The sequence below is a fragment of the uncultured Chitinophaga sp. genome, from assembly GCF_937898475.1.
Taxonomy (GTDB): Bacteria; Bacteroidota; Bacteroidia; order Chitinophagales; family Chitinophagaceae; genus Chitinophaga.
Genome location: NZ_CALEJS010000025.1, coordinates 184,526 through 207,392, shown reverse-complemented (window position 1 = coordinate 207,392; position 22,867 = coordinate 184,526). Strand labels below are relative to the sequence as shown.

Genomic DNA, 22,867 nt, shown 5'->3' with positions numbered 1-22,867 from the left:
GGGGAGCCGGGCCGAAGCAAACCTTTAAAAAACAAACGGGTCTTCCTCCCCGCCAGGGAAAGAAGACCCGCAAAAGCATCACGCGCTTACCAGTTATCATTCTGTGAAATATTCGGACTAATAGACCGCTCACTCTGCGGCACCGCCCACAAATAATCCCTCGCAGGGTTAAATGAGCGCTGCTCCACCAGTACATGCTGACCGTAATCCGCTCTTTCATTGTTAAAGTTATTCAGTATGCCATACGCAGGGCCAGACATTACCGTTGCGGCAATCTTCCAGCGGCGTATATCAAACAGGCGATTATCTTCCAGGGGAAACTCCACATGTCTTTCCCTTCTCACTACTTCCCTCAGCGCTGCCTGTGTAGGCGCAGTGGCAGCCGTTACGGCAGGCATTACACCGGTACGCTGACGCACGCGGTTAATAGCATCATACACCGTTCCATCTATCTGGTTCTGCTCAATTTTAGCTTCCGCATAAGTCAGCAGCACTTCTGCAAAACGCATCAGCACAATATCGTTGTAAGAGTTGCGATCCCAGCTGCCGTCAATATCTGCAGGCACATACTTCTTGTAGTAGTAGCCGCTGAACGATGCATTGTTCTTGCTAAGCGCATCAATAGAATTGGGTTTGGTAACATCGATGGTCAGGCCGTTTACGGTTTCTCCCGGAACAATAACGGTGAGCCTTAAACGGGGATCACGGTTATCAAACGGATGAGCAGGATCATATACGGCAGATTGATCGATGGGTTTACCGTCGGTAGCTTCATAAGCGTCTACCAGCTTTTGCAGCGGCACTACCTGCGACCAGCCGCCCAGTGTAGGACCGCCTATCCAGGTGGCCGTTGCATTGGGCAGGGTGTTCTTAACATACTGCGCAGCCAGGATGATCTCCCTGCTGGTTTTGTTGGTGCCATTGAACAGGCTCAGGTAGTTATTGTCAATGATGTAAGTGTTCAGGTCCATCACTGCTTTGGCGGCATCTGCTGCTTCGGGATATTTGCCTTCGTACAGCAGGGTTCTTGCTTTCAGGGCCAGGGCAGCGCCTTTGGTGGCTCGTCCGTAATCAGCGGCGGGGTAGGAAACCGGCAGGAAATTGCTGACAGTGTCCAGCTCTTTTACAATGAAATCTGCTACCTGTGCCCTGGGCGTACGGGTGGCATTGAACTCATTCACTGCAAGGATATGCGTTACCAGGGGAACGTCACCGTACAGGCCTATCAGCTGCTGGTAAGCAAAGGCACGGATAAACCTTGCTTCGCCGATCAGGCGGTTGCGCAGGCTGTCGTCCAGCGTTGGTACGCGGTGTATGTTCTCCAGCACATCATTGCAGGAGGCGATCATCCGGTAAAAATTACTCCAGAAATTGGCAAACATACCTGTACCTGCGGTAGCGCTGCCATTACCCACATATTGTACATCGCTGGGCCAGTTGCTCCAGGAATAGCTGTCGTCTGTAGCGCAGGAAATGAACAGGCGGTTATCTACATCTCCCAGCCTGCGGTAGCAGTTGTTCACGGCATTAACGGCATCGGAAGTGGTTTTCCAGTAAGACTCACGGGATACGGCATCCTGTGGCTGCTGGTCCAGGAAATCTTTTTTGCAGGCTGTAAACGAGAAACAGGTCACTGCTGCTATAAGAAGTATGCTTAGTTTTTTCATGATTGCGTGCGTTTAGAATTCCACATTTAATCCAAAAGTGTAGGTCCTTACCTGCGGGTAATACCTGCTGTCATTAGGCGCTTCAGGATCTATATCACTGGCCAGGCTGCTGAAGGTGAGCAGGTTTTGCCCGCTCACATAGAAACGGCACCTGGAAATGCCCACCTGCTCTAACAGCGTTTTAGGCAGGGTGTAACCCAGCTGCAGGCTTTTCAGCCGCAGGTAAGCGCCGCTCTTAACCCAATAGGAGGAAGACTGGTAGTTCTGTACGCCGGTCACCAGCCTGGGGAAAGCCGCGCTGGTGTTCTGCGGTGTCCAGCTGTTGGCGTGGATGGCTTTAAAGTTACCATCGCTGCTGGTTGGCGCTCTTTCCAGCACCAGTGTCTGGATGTCCACTTTGCCTACGCCCTGCAGAAAGCCGGTAAAATCAAATCCTTTGTAGTTGGCCCCCAGGTTAATACCGTAGGTGTAGCGCGGAATGTTGCTGCCCAGGTATACCATATCGCCGCCTACGGTGGCGTCACCTTCTTTCACCACTTTATCATTGTTTACGTCTGCATATATCAGGTCGCCGGGCCCTGTACCGGATACAGGCTGCGGCGCATGCCCCGCTACCTGGTCCTGGCTCTGGTAGATGCCCTCTACGCGATAGCCGTAAAATGCGCCGATAGGCACGCCGGTTACGTTACCGGTGTAGATATTGTTATTGTCCCTGGATACCCGGTCGGCTCCGCGCAGATCGATCACCTTGTTCTTTACATCAGAAAGATTGGCGCCGATGTTATACCGGAACTCCTTACCGATCTGGCCGTGGTAGTTAAGCGCCAGCTCCCATCCTGTGTTCTGTACTTCGCCGGCGTTCTGCACGGCAGCATCCAGCCCTACGATGTCGGGTATACGCAGGTTGAGGAGGATATCCGTCGTATTTTTCTTGTAGTAATCGAATGTTACATCCAGGTTTTTCAGCACAGTTATATCCACGCCCACGTCTGTCATCCTGGTGGTTTCCCAGGTGAGGCCGGAGTTGGGATATACCGTGATACCTGCTGTGGGGTTGAGACTGCCGCCAAAAGGATAGCTGTTATACTGGTAAGTACTCTGGTAAGGGTAGTTGGTACTGAGGTTCAGGTTGGGACTCACAAATACATCATTACCCAGCTTACCCCAGGAGCCGCGCAGCTTCAGGTTGTTGATAAACGTTACATCCTGCATGAACTCTTCACCCGTTACGCGCCAGCCTGCGGAGAAGGAGGGGAACCATCCCCATTTCTGGTTCTCTGCAAAGCGGGAAGATCCATCCCTTCTGATGTTGGCTTCCAGCAGGTATTTATCATGGTAAGCATAATTCAGCCTGCCAAAGAAAGACACCAGGTTATAGGCGCTGGCAGTTCCCCTGGCCTGCTGACCGTCTGCCGCACCGGCGTTGATCTGCTCAATCTCTCCGTTGGGAAGGTTGGTGCGGTAACCGCTCAGATCATCGGTGGTTTCGGTTAAGCGCGAAGCGCCGCCCATCAGCTTAAAGGCATGAAGGCCAACATTCTTCTGGTACTCAATTAATCCCTGGAAGTTGCGGAACCAGTAGCCCTGGTAAGCTTTGGTGATGTTGTTTTGTCCAACAGTGAGCACATTGCTGTTATCAGGAAAATCCGTGAAATAGTCCAGCGCACGGTTGTGCGAGCTGTTGTAATCAGAACGGTAGTTCACTGCCGCCAGACCGGTCAGCGTAAGGCCTTTCAGCAGCTCGTAGTTGGCGCGGAAGTTACCGGTAAAGAGATTGCTTTTGTATACATACAAGCCACCTTCGTCCTGCAGGCGGATCGGGTTCTGACCGCCGCGCACCAGTCCCCAGGTACCGTCTGAATACTTGTTCACGGTAAGCGGGTTGATGATGGCGCCCTGGCCAAACTGGTACCAGGCAGAGCCTTCCTGGCCCTGCGGCTCCTGCCGGTCGCCCAGGCGTGTGGAGATGTCTGCACTGAAATTCAGTTTGTCCGTTAACTTTATATCAGTGTTCAACCGTACGGTGATACGGTTGTAGTCCATATTTTTAATAAGGCCATGCTGATCAAAATAGTTGGTAGAGAACAGGTATTTCACATTCTCTGATCCGCCGCTTACATTCAGGCTGTGCGACTGCTGAAAGCCGCTGCCTGTGAGAATGTCTTTCAGCCAGTAGTTATCAGGGTAAAGGTCTTTATTGCGGTTGGGATCATTATATGCGTTGATCTGTGCATCAGAATACTGGGCGCTGGAGCCTGAGTTTTCCCGCATCAGGTTCACCAGCTGCATGAACTGCTGCGCGCCTACAAACTTGGAAAGGCGTGCGGGGTCCTGCCAGCCGAAGTAGTTGGAATAAGACACCTTTGCTTTGCCGGTGGCGCCGCGTTTGGTAGTAATGAGGATAACGCCGTTGGCTGCACGTACACCATAGATAGAGGCGGCGGCAGCATCTTTCAATACTGACATGGAAGCGATATCGTTCATATCAATATCGTTGATGTTGTACTGCACACCGTCTACCAGTACCAGCGGATCATTATTGTTCAGGGTACCAATACCGCGTATGCGGATAGTGCCCTGGTCTGCGCCGGGTTGGCCGGAGCCCTGTTTCACCGTTACGCCGGAAGCAATACCCTGCAGGGCGGCTGATACCTGGCCTACCGGTTTCCAGTTAACATCTGCACCGGATAATGCCGTCACCGAGCCGGTGAGGTTCACTTTTTTCTGTGTGCCGTAACCCACTACCACTACTTCTGACATAGACTTGATATCCGGTGTCAGTTGTACGTTGATGGTAGTGCGGTTTGATACGGGCACTTCCTGTTTTACATACCCCAGGTAAGAGATTTCAAGTACGGCGTTGCCATCGGGCGCCTGGATGGTATAGCTGCCATCCGGACCGGTAGCGGTTCCGTTGCTGGTGCCTTTTACCACTACAGTGGCGCCGGGAATAGGCTGACCTTTTTCATCGGTAACCTGTCCTTTTATGATGATCTGCAGGGCAGCTGCGCTGTACAGCATACCTGGCTGCGGCAGTGCGGGAATGCCGTTATTGGAAGGCAGCTGTGCATCAGGCGCTGTTTCATCTTTACTGTAGATGATGTAGAAGCTTTCCCTGATCTTTTTATATTTCAGTTCATTGTTGCTGGTCAGATAGTCCAGTGTGGCTTCGAGGGATGCTTGTTTCTCCATATCGCCGGTGCTGAGCTGTTTCTGTTCCAGCTCGCTTTTGTAGATAAAGGATACTCCGAATTTTACTTCCAGCTGGTTCAATACATTTTTCAATGACTTTGTTCTTGCTTTTGAAGCAGGCTGGGATTGCTGGCGATATGCTGCCATATCCTGGGAATTCGCAGGCGCTCCGCAGTAACAGGACACACTTATGGCTGTTACCAGTGCGGTAATAAATTTGTTCATAACACTTTTGGTTGAATGTTATCTAATGTTTACGAATGCTATTGACGGTTCCTTTCAATGTTTACAGTTACGTCTTTCCTTTTTATTTTAAGATTAAAGAGCTGCGACAGGCCATCCAGCAGGATGTCTGCACTGCCGCTGGGCACGGTTCCGGAAAATTGCTGATGAAGGAGTGTCGTGTCTGCTATTGTCACTGTCAGTCCGTATGTTTCCTGTAATACCTGTGCCACCTCTTTCAGGTCTGCATTGTGGAATTGTAGCTTGTGGCTTTTCCAGGAAGCATATTGCTCAGTGTTCACCTGTTGTTGCTGATACGTGCTGTTCTTTTCCTTAAATTCTACCAATTGTCCCGGTTGCATAATGATAGGCGCCTTGATGGCAGCTGCGCCACCGCTTAAGCGAACCTTTCCTGTGTTCAGCACCACCTGCATGCGCGTATCCCTGTCCAGTACATTAAAGCTGGTGCCCAGTACCTCCACGTTGATATGGCGGGAGGTGTGCACCACGAAACCTTTTTTGGAGGCCGGCTTCACATCGAAGAAAGCTTCTCCCTGTATCCAGATCTCGCGTTGGGCTGCCTTATCCCAGTGCCTGCTGTAGCGCAGGGTACTGTTGCCGTTAAGCGTCACAACAGATTGATCGGGCAGGGTAATGGTACGGATCTCGCCGTAAGCAGTGGTGTAGGTAACAGTCTTGTTGTCCTGCCGTAACAGTTGCCAGGCAGCAAAGCTGATGGCAATAACACCTGCTATAACGGCGGCAGCTTTGAGCCTTCCTGTTCCCCGCGATCGGTCAAACCATCGCCATTGTGGCGATGTAGTGTCCTGCGCGCTGGTAGCAGCAAGGATGCGCTGGTATATTTCCCCGGAACGTTCAGTACGTGGCAGGGTGTGGCCTTCACCCTGTTCCAGGTCCTGTTGTATGGAGGAGCTAAGCCAGGCACGGCCTTCCGGCGTATCCAGCCAGGCTGTTACCTGTTGCCGCTCTGCTGCGGTGCATTGGTTGTTAAAGAATTTTGTGAGTAGTGCCGGATCTATCGGCTTCATAACGTTGCCCTCCTTATTACATACTACACCCGGACAAGCGGAAAGTATTATATGGGTAGAAAAAAAATTTTCAGAGCAGGCAATAGCAGAGAACCAGGATGAGGGTATTGCTGAAGATCCTGAGGCAATGTTTCAGCAGCTGACTGGCCTGGGAAAATTGCAGTTTAACGGTATTGATGGAAATGCCCAGTTTGCTGGCTATCTGTTCGTTGGTCAAACCTTCTACGGTCCTTAAACGGAAGATATCTTTTTTGCGGGGAGAGAGCTTTTCTATGGCCTGTTCCATTGCCCTTTTATAGTCATTGAACAACACGGCATGTTCAGGTTCTTCGTGGGAGGCGGATACCTGTTGGGTGAACAGCGTTTGTTTGCTGAGCGCACGTTGCTGGTCGCGGATCACATTCAGCACATGGAACTTCAGACATTTGAAAAGGAAATTCTTTACGCCCTGCGCGGGGTCCAGCTGTTCGCGGTAGAGCCAGAGTTTTACAAACACCTCATGCACGGCGTCTTCGGCCATGGCAGCGTCTTTCAAATACTTACAGGCAACACCGTACAGTAACTGGTGGTATTTGTCGTATACCTCCTTAAATGCAACGTGGTCACCCGTCTGAAGATCCGTTGTTAAAAGCTGGTCACTATCAGTATAGTGTGCAGGCACTATGTCCCCCTTCTGTTTGTTTACGAGTTTTAGTTTAGCCGCCCTCGGCACGCTGTACTAAATTAGGTAAGGGGGGACGTATGGGATGATGTTAAATTAACAATTAATAGTCAATAATTAACCCATTCTCCGCTACTCATACACTCTGCGTATAAACCATACATCCTTCAGTGAAAAATGGAAAACTGCATTCAGGTAATTCTCCTTGATCAGGTTGTTGGCCGTTGTGCCGCGCTGCCCTATTTCCAGTCCCAGGTAATAACGCAGGTTGCCGGTGCGGTTGGGAAGCGACACCCCCAGTGTCACGCCTGTTTCTGCAATGTGATTTCCCTGTACGACCAGGTAAGAATTGTTGCGGGAAAAGCCGGCCTGCAGAATAAGGCCTTCATAGGTGCCATTATAATAATGACGCCGGAAAGCGTATTCCACTCCGCCGGCTATACGATCCGCATCTGTAAGCCGGTAGCCGGTGGTGCCGGCGTTAAGACCGCTCCATGATTGTTTCCGGTAGTCGGCTACCAGTGTAACGTTGTTTTTGTTCAGGGAAAGACCGAATCCGTATTGCCGGGGTACTTTAATTTTCCTGGTGTCCAGGTCGTCTTTATACAGCACCTGTTCCGAGCTGTTGATCACATTCACGCTGTGCTGGAAACGCATGGTGGCAGGCAGGCGGTAAGTAGCGCCCAGGCCTATTTCCCAGTCTTTTATCCTGCCGTGGTATTGGAAACCGCCTGTAAAGTTCAGGTTATAGGCGTATTGTTTGTCTACAGTAGAAACCGTGTCGCTGCCCAGTGTTTCGGTGGTATTGACCGGGCCAAAGAGAAAAGCGGACGAAATGCCGGCGGAAAAGTTCTTTGTGATCTTCACCCCATTGGAAATGTATACCTTATTGATACCGCCATTACCCTCTGTTACGGATTTGATAGCGGCATCACTGCCGGCTACGTAGCGGTCTGCCAGTACCTTGTAGTCTACCGTGCTGTAGGGGGTAAGACCGGCGCTCACACCCCAGCGGTTATTCACTTTAAAGCCAATGGCCAGCCTTTTGATGGAAACGTCCAGCGCGCTTTGGGTGGTATTGGCGCCTGTATAGCTCACACTTCTGCCCAGCATCGATACATCGAACATAAAATTCTGCTTGGGAATGGCGGAGTAAGAGGCCGGGTTCAGTTCATTCAGGTAGAAAAGGGAGGGACGTGCAATACCGGCGCTTCCCAGGCCGTAGTTGCGGGAGTAGTCATGCTCTTCCAGGTCGCCGATGCCAAAGGCAGAATACAATGAATTGACGCCTTTGCTGCTTTGGGCCTTTGCCTGTACGCACAGTAACAGCAACAATCCACACATACCGGTATATTGTCTTATTTGCATGTTCTTTCTAAAATGCTTTTATGATTTAATTGTACCGCAGGTAATATACCTGTACGCTGATCTTGTTCTGCTTACGTTTATTATCACCCAGCACCACCCTGTCAAAGCTTGTCAGGTAGGCGCTGCGGGGCGGTATGATCAAAAGCCCGCGTGAAAAGGCGTCTGTACTGGCAATCTCGTTGATGCAGTAATGTGTAATGTCGTAAGTGTAGGCCGTTTTTTCCTGGTACAGGTTATCGATGAACAGGTTACCGTACATAATGGATCCCAGTGTGCTGGTAAGCGTGTCTGTCACATTGTTGTTCTTGTCTACTTCGCAAATGGTCAGGTTAGGCGGCAGGCTGAATGGCGGCTGATAAGAGCCCGCTACCGGCTGTATGGTGAGCGAAGCGCGCATCACCTTGAAAAAGCTGCCCACGGAAGCAAGGTTCTTTAAGGTGGGCAGGTCTATGCGTGTAGCGATGCCTGTTAGCGGCTGTATGAAAGACATATTAGCCGTTTGCGCGGAGGACAGCGATTTGTTTGCCGCACTCAGGCCGGATAGCGGTGTGCCCGATCTGTCTGCCGATACCTGGTTAAACTGTACACTCTGATCATACACGTTCAGATCCAGGTGCCTGTCTGTAAAGAAGGGGTCCTTGTTGTGATAATGCATGCGCAGGATCACGGAAGTATCGCCGGTATTGAAGCCCAGGATATTGCCCGCATTATCGCCGGCTTTAATGGCCAGGCCTTTATAGTATTTCAGGAAGATATCCTGTGTGGATACCAGGGTGGATTTGTCTTTAAAGAGTTTGAACAAGGGCGCTCCGTAGGTATCCGCCAGCTGGATCTTTATTACCGTATCTATATGCGGGCGCACCACTTGCTGTATACTGCCCAGGGGAGTGCCGGAGGTCTGGAAATCGTTATGGCTGTATATATAGTAGGCGTTGGTATTGCGCTGGATGGTTTGTTGTACCTCGTATACATTGATATGCTGGGAAAGGCTGGAATCGCCGTAGAGTTTTTTGTTGGTATACAATACCAGTTCTGTGTAGTCGTAGGTAGATGTAGCATCCAGCGTTTTATCCGATGGCAGCTGTAGCTGGAAGAATGACCCGGCGGTGATCTTACCGAAATACGGATCTGCCAGTTTACCGCTCAGCGCCACATTCGTACCGGAAGTGGGGATGGAGTCCAGCCGGATGGTCTGCATCCGGATAGTTAAGGTATCTGCAATAATATAATTGGAGGACTGTTCGCCGCCTGATATATCGTAGTCGAACCCTTCCTTGTCACAAGCGCTGTTGGCAGCAGCTAACAACACTGCTATCATTAATCTGATGTAGGGACGCGCGCACCTGGAACCGCAAAAAGTATTGTTCATGGAGCGCAATTTTAGCCAGGAACCCTACTCCCTATTGATCTAATATGCCAAATCCGGTTTTTTATCGATGAATGCGCATTACCGATCCTTATACAGCCTGTGCCCCCCAATGAGGACTAAAAGGCCAAACGCTGCCACTGGCAGATAAAAAAGTCTTTTCCATCCCCTGAAAAAGGGCATATGTCTATTTTATATTTATGCTAATACAACGGCGGATAATTTTGGCAACTATTAAAAATTGTAAAATGCTAATGCGTTATTTAACAGGTTTATGTTTGCTGATGGCCGTGGTACTGTTCGCCTGCTCTAAAAGTAGTGATACTACCAGCACAGTAGGGAACTGGGTACACCGGGTGGATTTCAAAGGCGTAGCCCGCCAGGAAGCGGTGACCTTTACTATCGTTGACACCGCCTTTGTTGGTACCGGGCTGGATGTTAATAATGATACACTGAGAGACTTTTACTCCTATGATGCAGACAGAAATACCTGGACGCAGCGGGCCTCCTTACCCGATGGCGCCCGCGCCCGTCACAGCGCAGTGGCATTTGCAACGGAAGGGAAGGGCTACGTGGGTACAGGTACGGACGGTGTGGTAAAGCTGAACGACTTCTATGCCTACAATCCCGATGGTAATTACTGGGAGCCCATTGCGCCATTCCCCGGTACCGCCCGTGTAGGCGCCGTAGGCTTTGCCGTAAAGACCAATGGCTATGTAGCTACCGGTTATGATGGCAACTGGCTGAACGATTGCTGGCAATACCGGCCTGCTGAAAATAAATGGTATACCCGTTCAGATGTACCCTTGTCAAAAAGGGCCGATGCAGTTGCTTTTGTAATAGCAGATAAAGCCTACATTGTTACCGGTCAGAGTAACCTGCAGCTGAACAATGAACTGTCCATGTACGACGCCGATAACGACGTATGGACGCTGAAACGCGCCATCACTAACGTGAGCGACGACAGCTATGATGATGAGTACACCAACATCACCGGCTACAACTGCGTGGCTTTTGTGATGAACAACAAAGCATATGTTTGCACCGGTAACCGCGGCGGCAGCATCTCCACCGTAGCATGGGAGTATGACCCGGTAAATGATCTGTGGGATCTGAAGCAGGCTTTTGAAGGATCCGCGCGCACCAGCGCCGTGGGCTTTGCCGTCAGGAACAGAGGATTTATCACCACCGGTGTGAGCGGCAGTACGCCATTGAGCGATACCTGGGAATTTCAGCCAAGCGTAGAATATAATAAGAATGATTAAGCGAAAGACCGGGAATATGCTATTACTCGCGGGGAGCCTGCTGCTATTGGCTTTTGCTGTGTTTAAGACCATGCAGCGCGGCTTCCCCGGAAAACCAACCGCAATGCAGGATAGCATTGCGGTTGTCACTTTCCGCACGCATGCGGGATGGGGCTATGCCGTGAATGTGGGCGCACACGCCTACATCTACCAGGACTTTATCCCTGCCATACCCGGCAGATATCCTTTCCTCAGTAAGGAAGATGCGGAGCGCGTTGGCAAACGCGTAGCAGAGAAACTGCGCAAACAACAGGTGCCCGCCATCAGCAGGCAGGAACTGCTGGAAATGGGGATCACGCATTGACAATTCAGACAGTTAAAGTTTAAACGTTTTAAACGTTTAAACTTTAACATATAGTTAAATGCTGTTAACAAACTTTAACAGACGTTTAACCCTATGTAATGTATGTTTACCGCGCTTTTCAGCGGCATGATAAACTTCAGACATATTTACCGGAACAGGCTTTTCATCATAGGTTTGCACATCGTTGCATGGACCTGTTTCCTCCTGTTACCTTTTTTCATTTACCGCCTGCGTATACTGCATCCCTCGTTCTTTATCAGGGAAGTGATAGATAATTTATTCCTGATCGGGGTGTTCTACCTCAACATCTATGTACTCATACCGCGTTTCTTTACCCTGAAGAAGATCGTATACTATTTTGCCTGCGTGCTGGCAGTGCTGGTGTTTATTACTATGCAGCAGGCGGTGATGGACCATTACTTCGTGCGTTACCTGGCAAAGCATGAGTATGAGCTGGGCCTGCATGCTGGAATAACAGAGAAAGGCGCAAGAATGATCAGTGTAGACAGCAGCGGGAATGTAACTTTCAGGGGGCCCCGTGCGTTTATGCGATATCGCGCTTTTTCGTCGGCAAACGGAGGCATTTATGCTTATACAAAAGGACGCCCGTTGGGAAAGGAAGAACTGAGGTTCTCAGGTGGCATTGGCCATGGTCCGCGTCTGCTCATCAGGAACGATTCTGTTGCCACCGCCATGGCAATGCCCGCAATGCCGCTGGGACCACCGCCCTTCTGGCAGCGGATGCTGTTCCCCGAAGCACTCCGGAAACCTGTGCTGGCCGCCTTGTTAATGCTGCTGATGAGCGGGTTCATCAAAATAGCACAGGAGTGGTTCAAGAGTGAACAGCAGCGGGAGGCCCTGAAAGTGGAGAAACTGAACGCGGAATTAAAATTTTTAAAGTCACAGATTAATCCTCACTTCCTTTTTAACTGTCTGAATACTATCTATTCGCTGGCGCATAAACATTCCACGCAAACGGAACACGCCATTGTAAAGCTGTCCACCATCATGCGGTATATGATCTATGAGTCCAACGAGGAGATGGTGCAGCTGCAGCATGAATTGCAGTACCTGAGGGATTATATCGATATACAGCGTTTAAGGCTGCCGGCGGGCATACAGGTGGATTATACGGAATGCGGCGCGCCGGATGGATTGTGGATTGAACCGATGCTGCTGATCCCCTTTGTAGAAAACGCCTTTAAACATGGGATCAGCTATACCGATCATTCCTTCATCAGTATCGCGATCACTATTGAACAAACAACCGTGCGGCTCCTGGTAAAGAACAGCCTGTTCCCCCAACGGGTGGCAGAGCAGGGCGGCATTGGCCTTCAGAATGTATTGAAACGGCTGGATTTGCTATATACCAACAAGCACGAGATAACTGTAACGGAAACGGACAACCAATTTATTGCTGATCTAAAAATAGTGTTGAAAAATGATTAAGTGTATTGCAGTGGACGATGAACCATTGGCACTGGAAATCATTACGGACTTTGCCCGTAAAGTTCCCTTCCTTTCCCTGGTGCAGACCTTTGAAAACGCGGCAGAGGCCATGCGCTTCCTGCAGGATGAAAGAGTAGACCTGGTATTCCTCGACATTAAAATGCCGGACATCAACGGGATCCAGTTCCTCAAATCCCTCAAATACCCTCCCATGGTAATATTCACTACCGCCTACGGTGAATACGCGCTGGACGGCTTTGACCTCGATGTAGTGGATTACCTGCTGAAACCCGTACCCTTTGAACGTTTTCTGCGGGCCGCCGCCAAAGCACAGGAGTATATGTCTGTTACCCAGCAGAAGAACGGCGACAGCAATGGCCATGTAAATGATTACATCTTCATCAAAACAGAATACAAGATCATTAAGATCAACCTGGAAGACATCCTTTTCATTGAAGCGCTCAAAGACTATACAAAGATCTATACACCTTACCAGCCGGTATTAACATTACGCAGCCTTAAATCCTTTGAAACGCGGTTACCCGCAGACAAATTCATACGCGTACACCGTTCCTACCTGGTGTCGCTGAACAAGATCAATTCTGTTGAAAAGAATACCGTGATGATAGCGAACCAGTCTATACCCATCAGCGATGGGTACAGGGACAGGTTTTATGAGGTGATCACCAGGAACTCGTAAAATGTTTAAGATCTGTTACGTGTTCCTGTCATAGCCTTCGCAATCGCTTCCAGGTGCTCGTTAAATGCGCTTAACTGCAGCAGCATTTGTCCGGATGTATCATTGGCTTCCAGCCCCGCGAACTTATTATTCTTGCGGAAGATGTCCCTGATCTGCTCCCAGCGCGTTGCTTCCGCATCGGTCATGAAACCGGCGAGGGCCTTTAGTTTCAGCAGGTTGGCTTCCGCATCGGAGGTCAGTGTCTGTGATTCGCCTTCGTAGTGGGAACGGATAAGCGTATTGATCTCTTCTTTGTTCATCAGCGGCACCACTCTTGCGGCCAGCTTATTCATATTACGGTAAGATCCCTGCAGTTTAAACGGTGGTTCCGTGCGGTAGGCATCTTTCATGGCGGCGCTGGCGATGTAGTGCTGGTTTACCTGCATCACCACATCCCGGATATGCAGCATGTTCTTCAACACGGCAATGGCATCATCGGTTTCCTGCTGGTTGTAGTTGCCTTCCAGTTCGGGCAGCAGATCGCCACCCTGTTCTGCATAGCTGATGAGCTTATAAAGGTCGTCAAAGCTGCGGTTGGCAATACGCTGCAGCCAGGCGTTCTCCGCCACGGCATTCTCTATCAGGCTAAGCCTGAAGAGGTGATCCGATCCGCCGATCACATCCCCCAGGTTATACACGTCTGCCCGGTTGGCCAGCATATCCGGTATCTTGAACTGTTCCCCGCTTTCTGTATAGGGGTTGCCTGCCATCACCACGCAGAACCGTTTGCCGCGGAGGTCATAGGTTTTGCTTTCCCCTTCAAAGATGCCGTCCATCTTGCGCTGGCCATCGGCCAGGGAAATGAATTTCTGAAGGAATTCTGCGCTGCAGTGCTGGATGTCGTCAATATACAGCATCACATTGTCCGCCATTTCAAACGACAGGTTGATCTTTTTCAGTTCTTCCCTTGCACCTGAGGTGGTGGCCTCCTGCGGATCGATAGACGTAATGTTATGCCCGATGGTAGGGCCGTTTATCTTCACAAAATGCAATCCCATGGTTTTGGCCAGGTATTCCATCAGCGTGGTTTTACCATACCCCGGCGGTGATATCAGCAACAGCATGCCCATCCGGGCAGTACGTTTATCGTCTCCCGCTGCGCCGATCTGTTTGGATAAGTTCGCACCGATCAGGGGAAAATATACTTCGCTGATCAAACGGTTGCGCACAAAGGAACCCAGCACTTTGGGCTCCAGCTCGCCTATTTTCAGCTGTTGGCGGTAACTGTTGGCCAGCCCGGTTTTCAGGTCATTGAATGCAGTAAATGCGGGAACAATGGTTGCAAAATACTGCCGCATCTTTTGCATGAAATGATGATAGCTGAGCAGGTATTTTCCTTCTTCCCGGATAACCGCATGCGTGCCTTTCAGGCCGTCTATCTGCAGGGTATCCGATGCAGGACGTTCCTTATAAGTATGATCCCTGAACAGGAGCAGGCAGACCGTTTCCCCGGTATACTGTATGTCCGTTCCCGTTACCTGCGCCTGCATAAAGGCTTCCAGCCAGCTCTGGATCATATGGAAACGTTCCATGGTGCTGAATGCCGGGTTATTGGCCTCCTGTAAGAACAGGTCTGTGCGTTTGTGCGATTGCAGGTAAGCAGTGAACTGCTTTTTCAGCTGCAACGCCTGCTGGCTGCAGGTAAAATGCCTGCCCCCAGCGCGTTCCCGGTACAGGTAATGTGCTACATCCTCTGCGCTGGCCGTTTGCAGCATTGGGGAAGACTGCAGGTAGTGGGCGGCAATCTCTTTTTCCACAAAGGGCGTACGGCGGCTGCCCGGGAAACTATCCTCGATGGCGTAGGCCGCGGAGATCAGCTGCTGCAGTTTTTGCTGTGTGGCTTCATCCAGTCCGAACCAGCACAACTGCCCGGCTACACGAACTTCCGGCGCGTATTGCAATATGCCCAGTTCCTCCTGTAATTTTTTCAGCCCCTGGCAGATCAGCGCCGCATCGGTATTGTGTACGCCTTTCAGGTAGGCGGCCGCATAATCCCGCTCCGTGCGGTCGTTGATGAACGCATCGGCATTCCAGCCGGCGCCCTGCTGCAGGCTTTCCGTAAATGCCTGGTAAGCGAGGTATTCAGCGCGGTACACTTCGCTGTTCTCGGAGATCAGCTCCTGTTCCCAGATGCTGCGGTACTGGTAGAGCGCTTCGGCCGTTACTTCTTTATAAAAACTGGTTCCGGTCAGATGGTAGAAAAGACGGTCATTACGCCGTACAATAGTGAGGTCAGGCACCTGCTTGTTCACCACGAACTTATGAGCGCCCAGCGATATGATGTTCTGGCCGTCCGCAAAGAGATCCGTTTTATCTTTCAGGCTGCGCAGCGCAGTTTCCTGGGCCACTTTCACCAGGTTCTCCAGGTTCTCCGCCTTGGCCACATCGCCCAGCGTTCTCAGCTCTTCTGCAAGGCTGCGCACCTTATCGATCATCATGTCCGTGGAAAAGAAAGCGTAGATGCTTTCCTTATCGGTAAATGACTGCGCCTTGTTTTCGATATTCTTCAGCACCCGTATGCCGATCTGCTCCAGGCCGGATGTACGCTTGTTGATCTGCGCTACTAGCATTTCCTTTTTGCCGTTGAACGCTTTGATCACCTCATCACGCTTGTCGGCTATTTTCAGCACAAATTCTTCAAAATCGGCGAACCTGCTTTCCAGCTCTTCGATCTGTATGCTGATCTTCGTATAGTAGCCTTCGCATTTTTCCGGCGAAGTAGAAAGGTCCAGGAAGTTAACAATACTTTGATCCAGCAGCGTCAGCTGCGCATGAAATGCTGCGGTAGACTCGCGGATACGGAGTACTGTTGTAACCCGCACCAGGTCTGCCTTTACTTCATTCAGCGACGCGAAGATCAGCGATATTTTCCCGATGATACGGGTGGTTTCCGTTGTATCGCCGATCTTCAGGCTGTTCAGGATATCTATCAGCATTTCCAGCCCCGCAGCAATGCCGTTCACCGCTTCTTCTACTGGCTGCGCCTCCGTTACTTTGGTAACACCTGCTACGGCCTGTTTCTGTTGCACCACCATAGCTTCGTAGGGGGCCAGTGCCTCATCTTTCAGCAGGAACTGTACCGTGTCCTGCGACAGCGAAGCGTTATAGTCCTGCAGCGTTGCCTTCATGGCGTTCACGGCCGCTGTGTCTATGTACTTCACATTGAGCAGGTCTACCACTGTGCCCTGCATGCTGCGCGTGGCGGCCAGCAATGTTACCAGCTGGTCCAGCGAGGTAACGGATGCGTTCTTTACATCTATCACCAGCTGGTCTACCCGTTTACCCGTGGCCTGCAACACTTCCCGGGCATGCTTGCGCTGCGCCTGTACCTTTGCGAATTCGTCGATAGCGGTATTGGCGATGTTACGTATCTGCGTCAGCGGTGCGGCCAGGTCAAAAGTGGCCGGTTCTTTTATCCAGAAATAGGCGTCGAGGATATCGTTGGCCCGTTTATGAAGATCCTCATATAGGTTCTCATAACTGTCTTCCTTCTGCAACAGCTGGATGATCTCCTGGCTTTCGCTCATGGCACTGACAATATCCTTATTCCCGATCTTGTACAGCACATTATCGCGCATCTCTTTGTTCTCCTGCAGGCTGGCGGTATAGGGCGTTTGCCATATCTGCACCTGGTGATGCCGCAGGGCTTCATTCTCTGACCGGAAATACACCAGCATGCCGTTATCAAATACGGTGAAACCGTTACAGATGATCGGCGTTTCAACCTGCTGGGCGATCACGTTGTAAGACATCAGCAGGTAGGTGTTCGTAGCCTTCTGGTAGAAGATATACAGGAAATCTTCCCCGTTGGGCGAGGCCATGCTGCGGATGAATTCCAGTTCCGTGACAGCAGACTCAAACAGCTTGTACTCGCCGTTCTGCAGGTAGTACCCGTTCGGAAATACCAGGCCCTGGTTGTCTGGCAGCAGCACGGCGGCGTTCAGCAAAGTGGGAATGGTCACCACCTCCTTGGTGCGTACATTGAAAATGTAGGCCCGGAAATCTTCCTGGTAAGGTTTTATCTTGATGGCAATGAGGTTGCCCAGGTCTGCATAATGATACTCCGCGTCATCCAGCTGCTGGTCCCTGTTGCTGACCGGGTCAGAAAAGATGCCTTTCCCCGTTTCCGTATTGTTCTCTATCTTGAAGGTGATATCCCCGTTCAGCGCTTCAATAAACACCTTGTCCAGCACGGATATATGCGGATGCTTTCCCAGCCGGCGATGACTGAGATCCGTACGGATCCACTCAAAATCATACTGCGGCGATTGCTTCACCTCATGAATACTGCGGTCGTCAATATACAGCAGCTTATCTTCCTTTATCAGCCATTTAAAGGCTTTCCGGTCGTCCGGGTTCCGGCTTGTCTGGAAGATCATGTACAGGTAATGCTCTGTTCTGGTGAACCTGGCAAAGATCGATTCCCGGTAGTACTTATAGAGATTGGTAAAGTCCGTAATGAAATCGGGATCTTCAATGAGCACCAGTGACTGCGGTTCAAAATGGTTACCCGTGAATTTGTAGATGCTGAACACATCGCTCAGCATAATATCTTCCCGGAGGCCAAAGTGAACGTTATAGGCAAAGATGGCAAGGTCTCCCAACGCCATGATACCGCGCGCCGTGCCGTTGTTCTCCGTAGTGATACGCTGGTTGGCGATCAGCTGGAAACCGGATGAACTGAATATCTCCTTCCTGGCCGCATTCAGGCTGGATAAACGCTCCACCAGGTTCTGCCGCTGTTCTGCGAGGCGGTTGCGGATGATCTCGTATGTACCGGAATCCAGTATGGCCTTCCCGTTGTTGTCTAAATCTGCCATTACACTAGCTATAAGAATACCTTTTTCTAAAATAATGCCGTTCTGCGAGCGTTAAAGTTTCTTGTTGGAGATGCCCAGGGTGCTGGCCAGCTGCGCCAGGTTGAGCAGCGATGAGCGGTCTCCTTCCGTGCTGTTCTGCTGCATTTTCAGAAGAAGGCCGGAGATGGTCAGATTTTTTATGTCGTTGGATGAAATGTTATACTTTTCTGCAAAGTTCCGGATGCGTTCCAGGAGATCGCCGCCGCCGTTGCTGCCGTCGCCGATGAGGGCTGTTTTGATGTGCGAAGCATGTTCGCTTTCATTGATCAGCCGGTCAAAACCGCGGGCATTGGACACCTGGTTAACGATGTTCTGGAAGAACATGGTCTCTCCGCCAACAATGTCGATCCTTGCGTTCTTCAAGGCGTCTCCAAGCACCATGGCCTGTGCTTCCGCAATATCCTTCTGGATATTGATCTGGGCGAGCGCCACGTCCTTGTCTTTAGCCAGCAACAGTTTGAATTCTTCGTGTTCTTTGCCGACAGCGTCCAGCTTTTTCATGGCTTCCGCCTTTTCCTGGATACCGGCTGCTTCTGCCAGTGCTTTTTCTTTTGTTACTTCTGCCTGGCTCAGGCCTTCCTTGCGTTTTGCATCCGCTATCTTTTCGATCACGGTTGCGTCTACCAGTCCCTGTCTTTCTGCCGCTTCTGCTTTGGCGATCATTACTTCCGCTTCAGACAAGCCCAGTGATGCCTCTTCCCTGGCTTTTGCTTCGGCCAGTATCTTGCGGGCTTCTGCTTCTTTTACGGCCGCTTCTTTCTTCGCTTCCGCATCTATGATCAGCTGTTTGGCTTTTTCTTCCGCAGCTTTCTTTTCCGCTTCGGCGGCCTTTACGGTGTAGATCAGCTGTTCTTCCGCCTGGCGGCTGGCCTGCGTGATGCCCACTGTTTTCTCGCGTTCTACCGCGCGGAAGGCTTCCAGGTCTTTCACGCCCTGTTGTTCTTCCACCACTCCTTTTTCCAGCTTCACGCGTTCGCGGATCACATCCTGGATATTTTTGCGTTCCACCTCCAGTGTACGCTCTTTTTCTATCTGCGCCAGTGTAACGATCTTTTCACGCTCTGTAGCTTCCAGTGCACGGTCTTTCTCCACTCTTTCCGTTTCTACTGCATCGGTGCGCTGCTTGTTCTTTTCCGCGATGATGATCTGGCGCAGCTTGTTTTCTTCCTGTACGGCCAGTGATTCATCGGTTTTGATCCGTACGGTTTGTGCTTTCAGCCTTTCTTCTTCGCGTACCTTGATGATCTCTGCGTTCTCGCGCGCCCGGATGTTATCGATTTCCCTTTTCTGTTTCTCTTCTTTTTCCGCCATCTGGCGTTCCAGCTCCAGGATGGCTTCACGGGCTTCCACATCCTGTTTTTTGATCACTTTCTCTTCTTCACGTTTGATCAGGTTGGCCTTGATGTTTTGTTCAGCCGTCAGCTCTGTGATCTTCTTGATACCCTGTGAATCCAGGATGTTCTGGGCGCTGAGGTATTTGATCTCCGTTTGTTCCAGGTAATCGATGGCGCAGTCGTCCAGGATATACCCGTTCAGGTCTGTCCCGATGATGTTGAGGATCTCTGTCCTGAATTCGCGGCGGGCTTCATACAGTTCGATGAAATCAAACTTCTTGCCCACGGTTTTCAGGGCTTCAGAGAATTTGGCTTCGAAAAGGTTGCGCAGGGTTTCCACATCGCTGGCCCTTTCCGTACCGATGATCTGCGCCACATTGAGCACATCGTCTACATTCTTGTTCACACGAACGAAGAACGCTACTTTAATATCTGCGCGGATATTGTCTTTACAGATCAGCCCTTCATTTTCCAGGCGGTCAATCTGCAGTTTTTTTACGGAGATATCCATGATCTCCATTTTATGCAATACGGGGATCACGTACATGCCCCTGTTGAAAGCCACCTTACCGCCGCCAACGCCTGTACGGACGATGGCTTTGCCCTGTGGTATCTTTTTGTAAAAAGCGGCAAATGCATACAGTATAATGAACAGCAGAAAAACAATGCCTCCAATAAACAAGAGGCTGATTCCTCCCAGAGTGCCCATAGTCTTTAAATGATTTTAGGTGAGATAAATGTATTGGTAATAGTGTGCTTAAACGATGTTAGCGAGATTGATCTCCGGTACCACGAGATAATATTTTTTGTCGGGGGATTCATCGGCGATCATCACATCCGCATCATACCCGATAGTCTCGCCGGTTTTGCTTTGAACGTTGATGCGGATCAGGTCTCCCTGCACTTTGAGTTCTGCAGCCCCGATGGTGGCGCCTGAAATAGTGGAACGCATGCGGGCGGTGCGGCCCAGCAGGTCGTAGCCTTCTTCTCCATTATAACCCATGGCATGATACACTTTAACGAGTGGTTTGGTGGCGAAGCGGGTGATAACAAATGCCACTGCAAACACGGGCAGCAGGATAAATACGGATTTCCAGCCCCAGCTGCCGAGCCCCAGCAATACGGAGCTTCCCAGGGTAACGATCCAGGAAATGAACTTGAAGGTAGACAGCACCATCATGAACGGCACTTTACCGATGTTCACAAACTCGAAGGCTTTCTGCAGGAAGGGCTTTTCCCCGGCAATGTCGCCGTGATCCATGTCCTGATCAATGTCATGATCAGCATCGGTATCCAGGTTAGCGCCATGTGCGTCGAGGTCGGCGTCTCCATCACCGAAAACGCTGCCTCCGATAAAACTGAAGATCCAGTAGATCGCTGAAATGCCCGTGAGTACGGTCATAACAGCATTGCTGAGCGGATGAAATAACAGGTCAACTAATTCACTCATAGGCTTAGGATGGATTTTCGGCGATACCCAGTTTTTCCTTGATCGCCTTCAGGTCTTTTTCGATAGATAATGAATCGTCCTTTAACAATGTATTCAATTCGTCTTTCAGGCTGTTTTTGTCACGGGCAATTTCTCCATAGGCCTTCGCCAGCGCTTCCTCGTCTTCCACCTTGGCCTTCATACGTTCCAGCATGGCAATGGTGCCGTTGTTATCCAGCTGTGCCAGTTGCTTGTTCACCTGTTCGGTGGCTTTGCTCACTTTGGCCCTTGCTTTCAGCGTACGGAGCTCTTTCTCCCATTTTTCCATGTTCTCTCTCAGTATCTCCGTGTTGCGGAGCATTTCTGCGGAGGATTGCTGCAGGGCAACCACCTGCGCATTGAGCTCCTCTGATTCCGCATAGAACTTGCGCCGGAGCGAAAGGGCTTCGCGCGCCAGCTCTTCGGCTTTCACCAGGTCAACTTGTCCAGCCTGCGCCTTTTGCATGATCAAGATAGCTTTTTCTGCATAATTCAGCGATTCTTTCTGGCAATGTGCCTGTTCATTTTCTGTGCGGATGGCCAGCGCTTTCACTTTGGCATATGCCTCGGTGGCTTCCACCAGGTCCTGCCGCAATTCGCGCAGGCCCTGTTCCGTCATTTTAACGGGGTCTTCCATTTTTTCAACGGCAGCATGGATCTCTGCCTGGCCTATCCTGAGTAGTCGTTTGAATATGTTCATGACTCACTATTTATAGTTTTGAAAAATCAATGATCTGTTGTGCATATTCGCTTAGCAGTAATCCCAGCGAATTAATGGCGCCTTCAAATTCGTTGAAGTCGATGTTCTCCAGCTGCATGGTGTACCGGAACAACACTTTATTGCCGTCTTCACTGATCACAAAGGCGCCGTGAATGGTATCCCTGTTCTTCTGCAGCAGTTTTTTAAACATATCCGCATGATCTTCCCGGAAAGAGAACAGGTATTGCTCCATGATCAGTATCGGCGGTGCAATGCCGATGATAAGGTTATGAATGCCATCAGGCTGGTTATCGATCTTCAGGATGCCGTTCTGTTCGTTCTTATAGACGATCCTGCAGTTAAGCCTGGTGGCAAACGTTGCTATAGTGTCGAAATGATTCATCGGGGTGGATTTGGTCTATTGTGAAACAAAAATACAAAACTCCCGGAAAATTGCAAATTAAATTAGCAACTTTGATAAAAGAATTAACCTTATCTTTGCGGGGATGACAAAAATAGGAGCCAATATCAAGAAGATACGTACTACCAAAGGCCTTAGCCAGCAGGCTTTTGCGGATCTGTTCGAGCTGACCAGGGGGAATATATCCTCTTATGAGGAGAATCGCGCCGAACCGAGGATAGAGACCGTCGTGCGGATTGCCAATTATTTTTGCATACCCCTGGATAATTTTATCAAAGAGCACCTGACGATCAACGAGATCCTGAAATTTAATGGCGACAAGCTGATCGGGGAGGAAAATCATATCATCAACCTCCAGTTACGCGAGGTGCCGTTCCTCAATGATAACATCTATATGAAATGCTGCAACGGCGAGATGGCGTATAACGACTGGAGCGCATTTCCCAAACTGGTGCTGCCGGAACCCGGCAATCGTCACCTGGTGGCGCTCACCTTTAACCGCAACATTCCGCATCATGAAGCCATGCCGCCCTGCAAAATGAATGATGTGCTGATATTCGAGGCCGTTACGCAGGAGAACATTCACCTTTGCCAGCATAACACCGGGCTGTATGCGGCAGGGAAGGAGATCATGATCGGGAAGTATGAAATAAAAGGTGAAAAGATAGAACTGGTGCTGAACGATTTTAAGAAACAGCGTTTCGATTTTAAAACAGCAGACGTGTTCTGGAAATTGTTCGCAATATATGGCCATGTGGTGTAAC

At 50.3% G+C, this 22,867-nt stretch carries 16 protein-coding genes; 5 read left to right on the top strand and 11 right to left on the bottom strand.

The annotated features are described in order from the left end of the window. Window positions 1-86: 86 nt before the first annotated feature. The 6 genes from Q0577_RS17005 to Q0577_RS16980 form a co-directional block, all read right to left on the bottom strand. Entirely contained in the window at window positions 87-1,667 is a 1,581-nt protein-coding gene (locus tag Q0577_RS17005; RefSeq protein ID WP_298738303.1) for a RagB/SusD family nutrient uptake outer membrane protein, read from the bottom strand. A 12-nt stretch (window positions 1,668-1,679) separates the two neighbouring features. After that, window positions 1,680-5,084, bottom strand: a complete 3,405-nt coding sequence (locus tag Q0577_RS17000; protein WP_298738302.1) for a SusC/RagA family TonB-linked outer membrane protein — start codon at window positions 5,082-5,084, stop codon at window positions 1,680-1,682. A gap of 38 nt (window positions 5,085-5,122) precedes the next feature. Next, window positions 5,123-6,130, bottom strand: a complete 1,008-nt coding sequence (locus tag Q0577_RS16995) for a FecR domain-containing protein (protein ID WP_298738301.1) — start codon at window positions 6,128-6,130, stop codon at window positions 5,123-5,125. A gap of 70 nt (window positions 6,131-6,200) precedes the next feature. Then, complete coding sequence (locus Q0577_RS16990) at window positions 6,201-6,791, bottom strand: RNA polymerase sigma factor (RefSeq protein WP_298738300.1); 591 nt, start codon at window positions 6,789-6,791, stop codon at window positions 6,201-6,203. A 132-nt stretch (window positions 6,792-6,923) separates the two neighbouring features. Continuing rightward, window positions 6,924-8,159, bottom strand: coding sequence for a hypothetical protein (locus Q0577_RS16985; RefSeq protein WP_298738299.1), 1,236 nt, complete (start codon window positions 8,157-8,159; stop codon window positions 6,924-6,926). A 25-nt stretch (window positions 8,160-8,184) separates the two neighbouring features. Then, a complete protein-coding gene (locus tag Q0577_RS16980; protein ID WP_298738298.1) occupies window positions 8,185-9,528 on the bottom strand; it encodes a DUF4270 family protein in 1,344 nt (447 codons plus the stop codon). Between the two features lie 251 nt (window positions 9,529-9,779). Between Q0577_RS16980 and Q0577_RS16975 the strand changes: the two genes are divergently transcribed. The 4 genes from Q0577_RS16975 (at window position 9,780) to Q0577_RS16960 (ending at window position 13,282) form a co-directional block, all read left to right on the top strand. Then, entirely contained in the window at window positions 9,780-10,790 is a 1,011-nt protein-coding gene (locus Q0577_RS16975; protein ID WP_298738296.1) for a kelch repeat-containing protein, read from the top strand. Beyond that, the gene (locus Q0577_RS16970) at window positions 10,783-11,133 is read left to right on the top strand and encodes a DUF4907 domain-containing protein (RefSeq protein WP_298738294.1); all 351 of its coding nucleotides are present in this window, start codon (window positions 10,783-10,785) and stop codon (window positions 11,131-11,133) included. The genes Q0577_RS16975 and Q0577_RS16970 overlap by 8 nt, the downstream gene beginning before the upstream one ends. Window positions 11,134-11,235: 102 nt before the next feature. Next, window positions 11,236-12,582 (top strand): sensor histidine kinase, encoded by a 1,347-nt coding sequence (locus tag Q0577_RS16965; protein WP_298738292.1) that lies wholly within the window; start codon window positions 11,236-11,238, stop codon window positions 12,580-12,582. Continuing rightward, window positions 12,575-13,282: a LytTR family DNA-binding domain-containing protein gene (locus Q0577_RS16960; RefSeq protein WP_298738290.1), complete on the top strand. Its 708-nt coding sequence runs from the start codon at window positions 12,575-12,577 to the stop codon at window positions 13,280-13,282. Before Q0577_RS16965 ends, Q0577_RS16960 begins: the two co-directional genes overlap by 8 nt. Window positions 13,283-13,287: 5 nt before the next feature. On the opposite strand, the gene Q0577_RS16955 is transcribed toward Q0577_RS16960, so the two are convergent. Genes Q0577_RS16955 through Q0577_RS16935 form a run of 5 tightly spaced genes read right to left on the bottom strand, consistent with a single transcriptional unit; the run spans window position 13,288 to window position 22,085 of the window. Beyond that, entirely contained in the window at window positions 13,288-18,141 is a 4,854-nt protein-coding gene (locus Q0577_RS16955; RefSeq protein ID WP_298738288.1) for a DNA repair ATPase, read from the bottom strand. 51 nt (window positions 18,142-18,192) lie between these two features. Then, window positions 18,193-20,223 carry an SPFH domain-containing protein gene (locus Q0577_RS16950; protein ID WP_298738287.1) on the bottom strand — a complete coding sequence of 677 codons (2,031 nt, stop codon included), beginning with the start codon at window positions 20,221-20,223 and terminating at the stop codon, window positions 18,193-18,195. Window positions 20,224-20,271: 48 nt separating this feature from the next. Next, the gene (locus Q0577_RS16945) at window positions 20,272-20,964 is read right to left on the bottom strand and encodes an OB-fold-containig protein (protein WP_298738286.1); all 693 of its coding nucleotides are present in this window, start codon (window positions 20,962-20,964) and stop codon (window positions 20,272-20,274) included. 4 nt (window positions 20,965-20,968) lie between these two features. After that, window positions 20,969-21,682 (bottom strand): PspA/IM30 family protein, encoded by a 714-nt coding sequence (locus Q0577_RS16940; protein ID WP_298738284.1) that lies wholly within the window; start codon window positions 21,680-21,682, stop codon window positions 20,969-20,971. 10 nt (window positions 21,683-21,692) lie between these two features. Beyond that, window positions 21,693-22,085, bottom strand: coding sequence for a YbjN domain-containing protein (locus tag Q0577_RS16935; RefSeq protein ID WP_298738282.1), 393 nt, complete (start codon window positions 22,083-22,085; stop codon window positions 21,693-21,695). Between the two features lie 103 nt (window positions 22,086-22,188). On the opposite strand from Q0577_RS16935, the gene Q0577_RS16930 reads away from it, so the two are divergent. Further along, window positions 22,189-22,866 (top strand): helix-turn-helix transcriptional regulator, encoded by a 678-nt coding sequence (locus Q0577_RS16930; protein ID WP_298738280.1) that lies wholly within the window; start codon window positions 22,189-22,191, stop codon window positions 22,864-22,866. Window position 22,867: the final 1 nt, after the last annotated feature.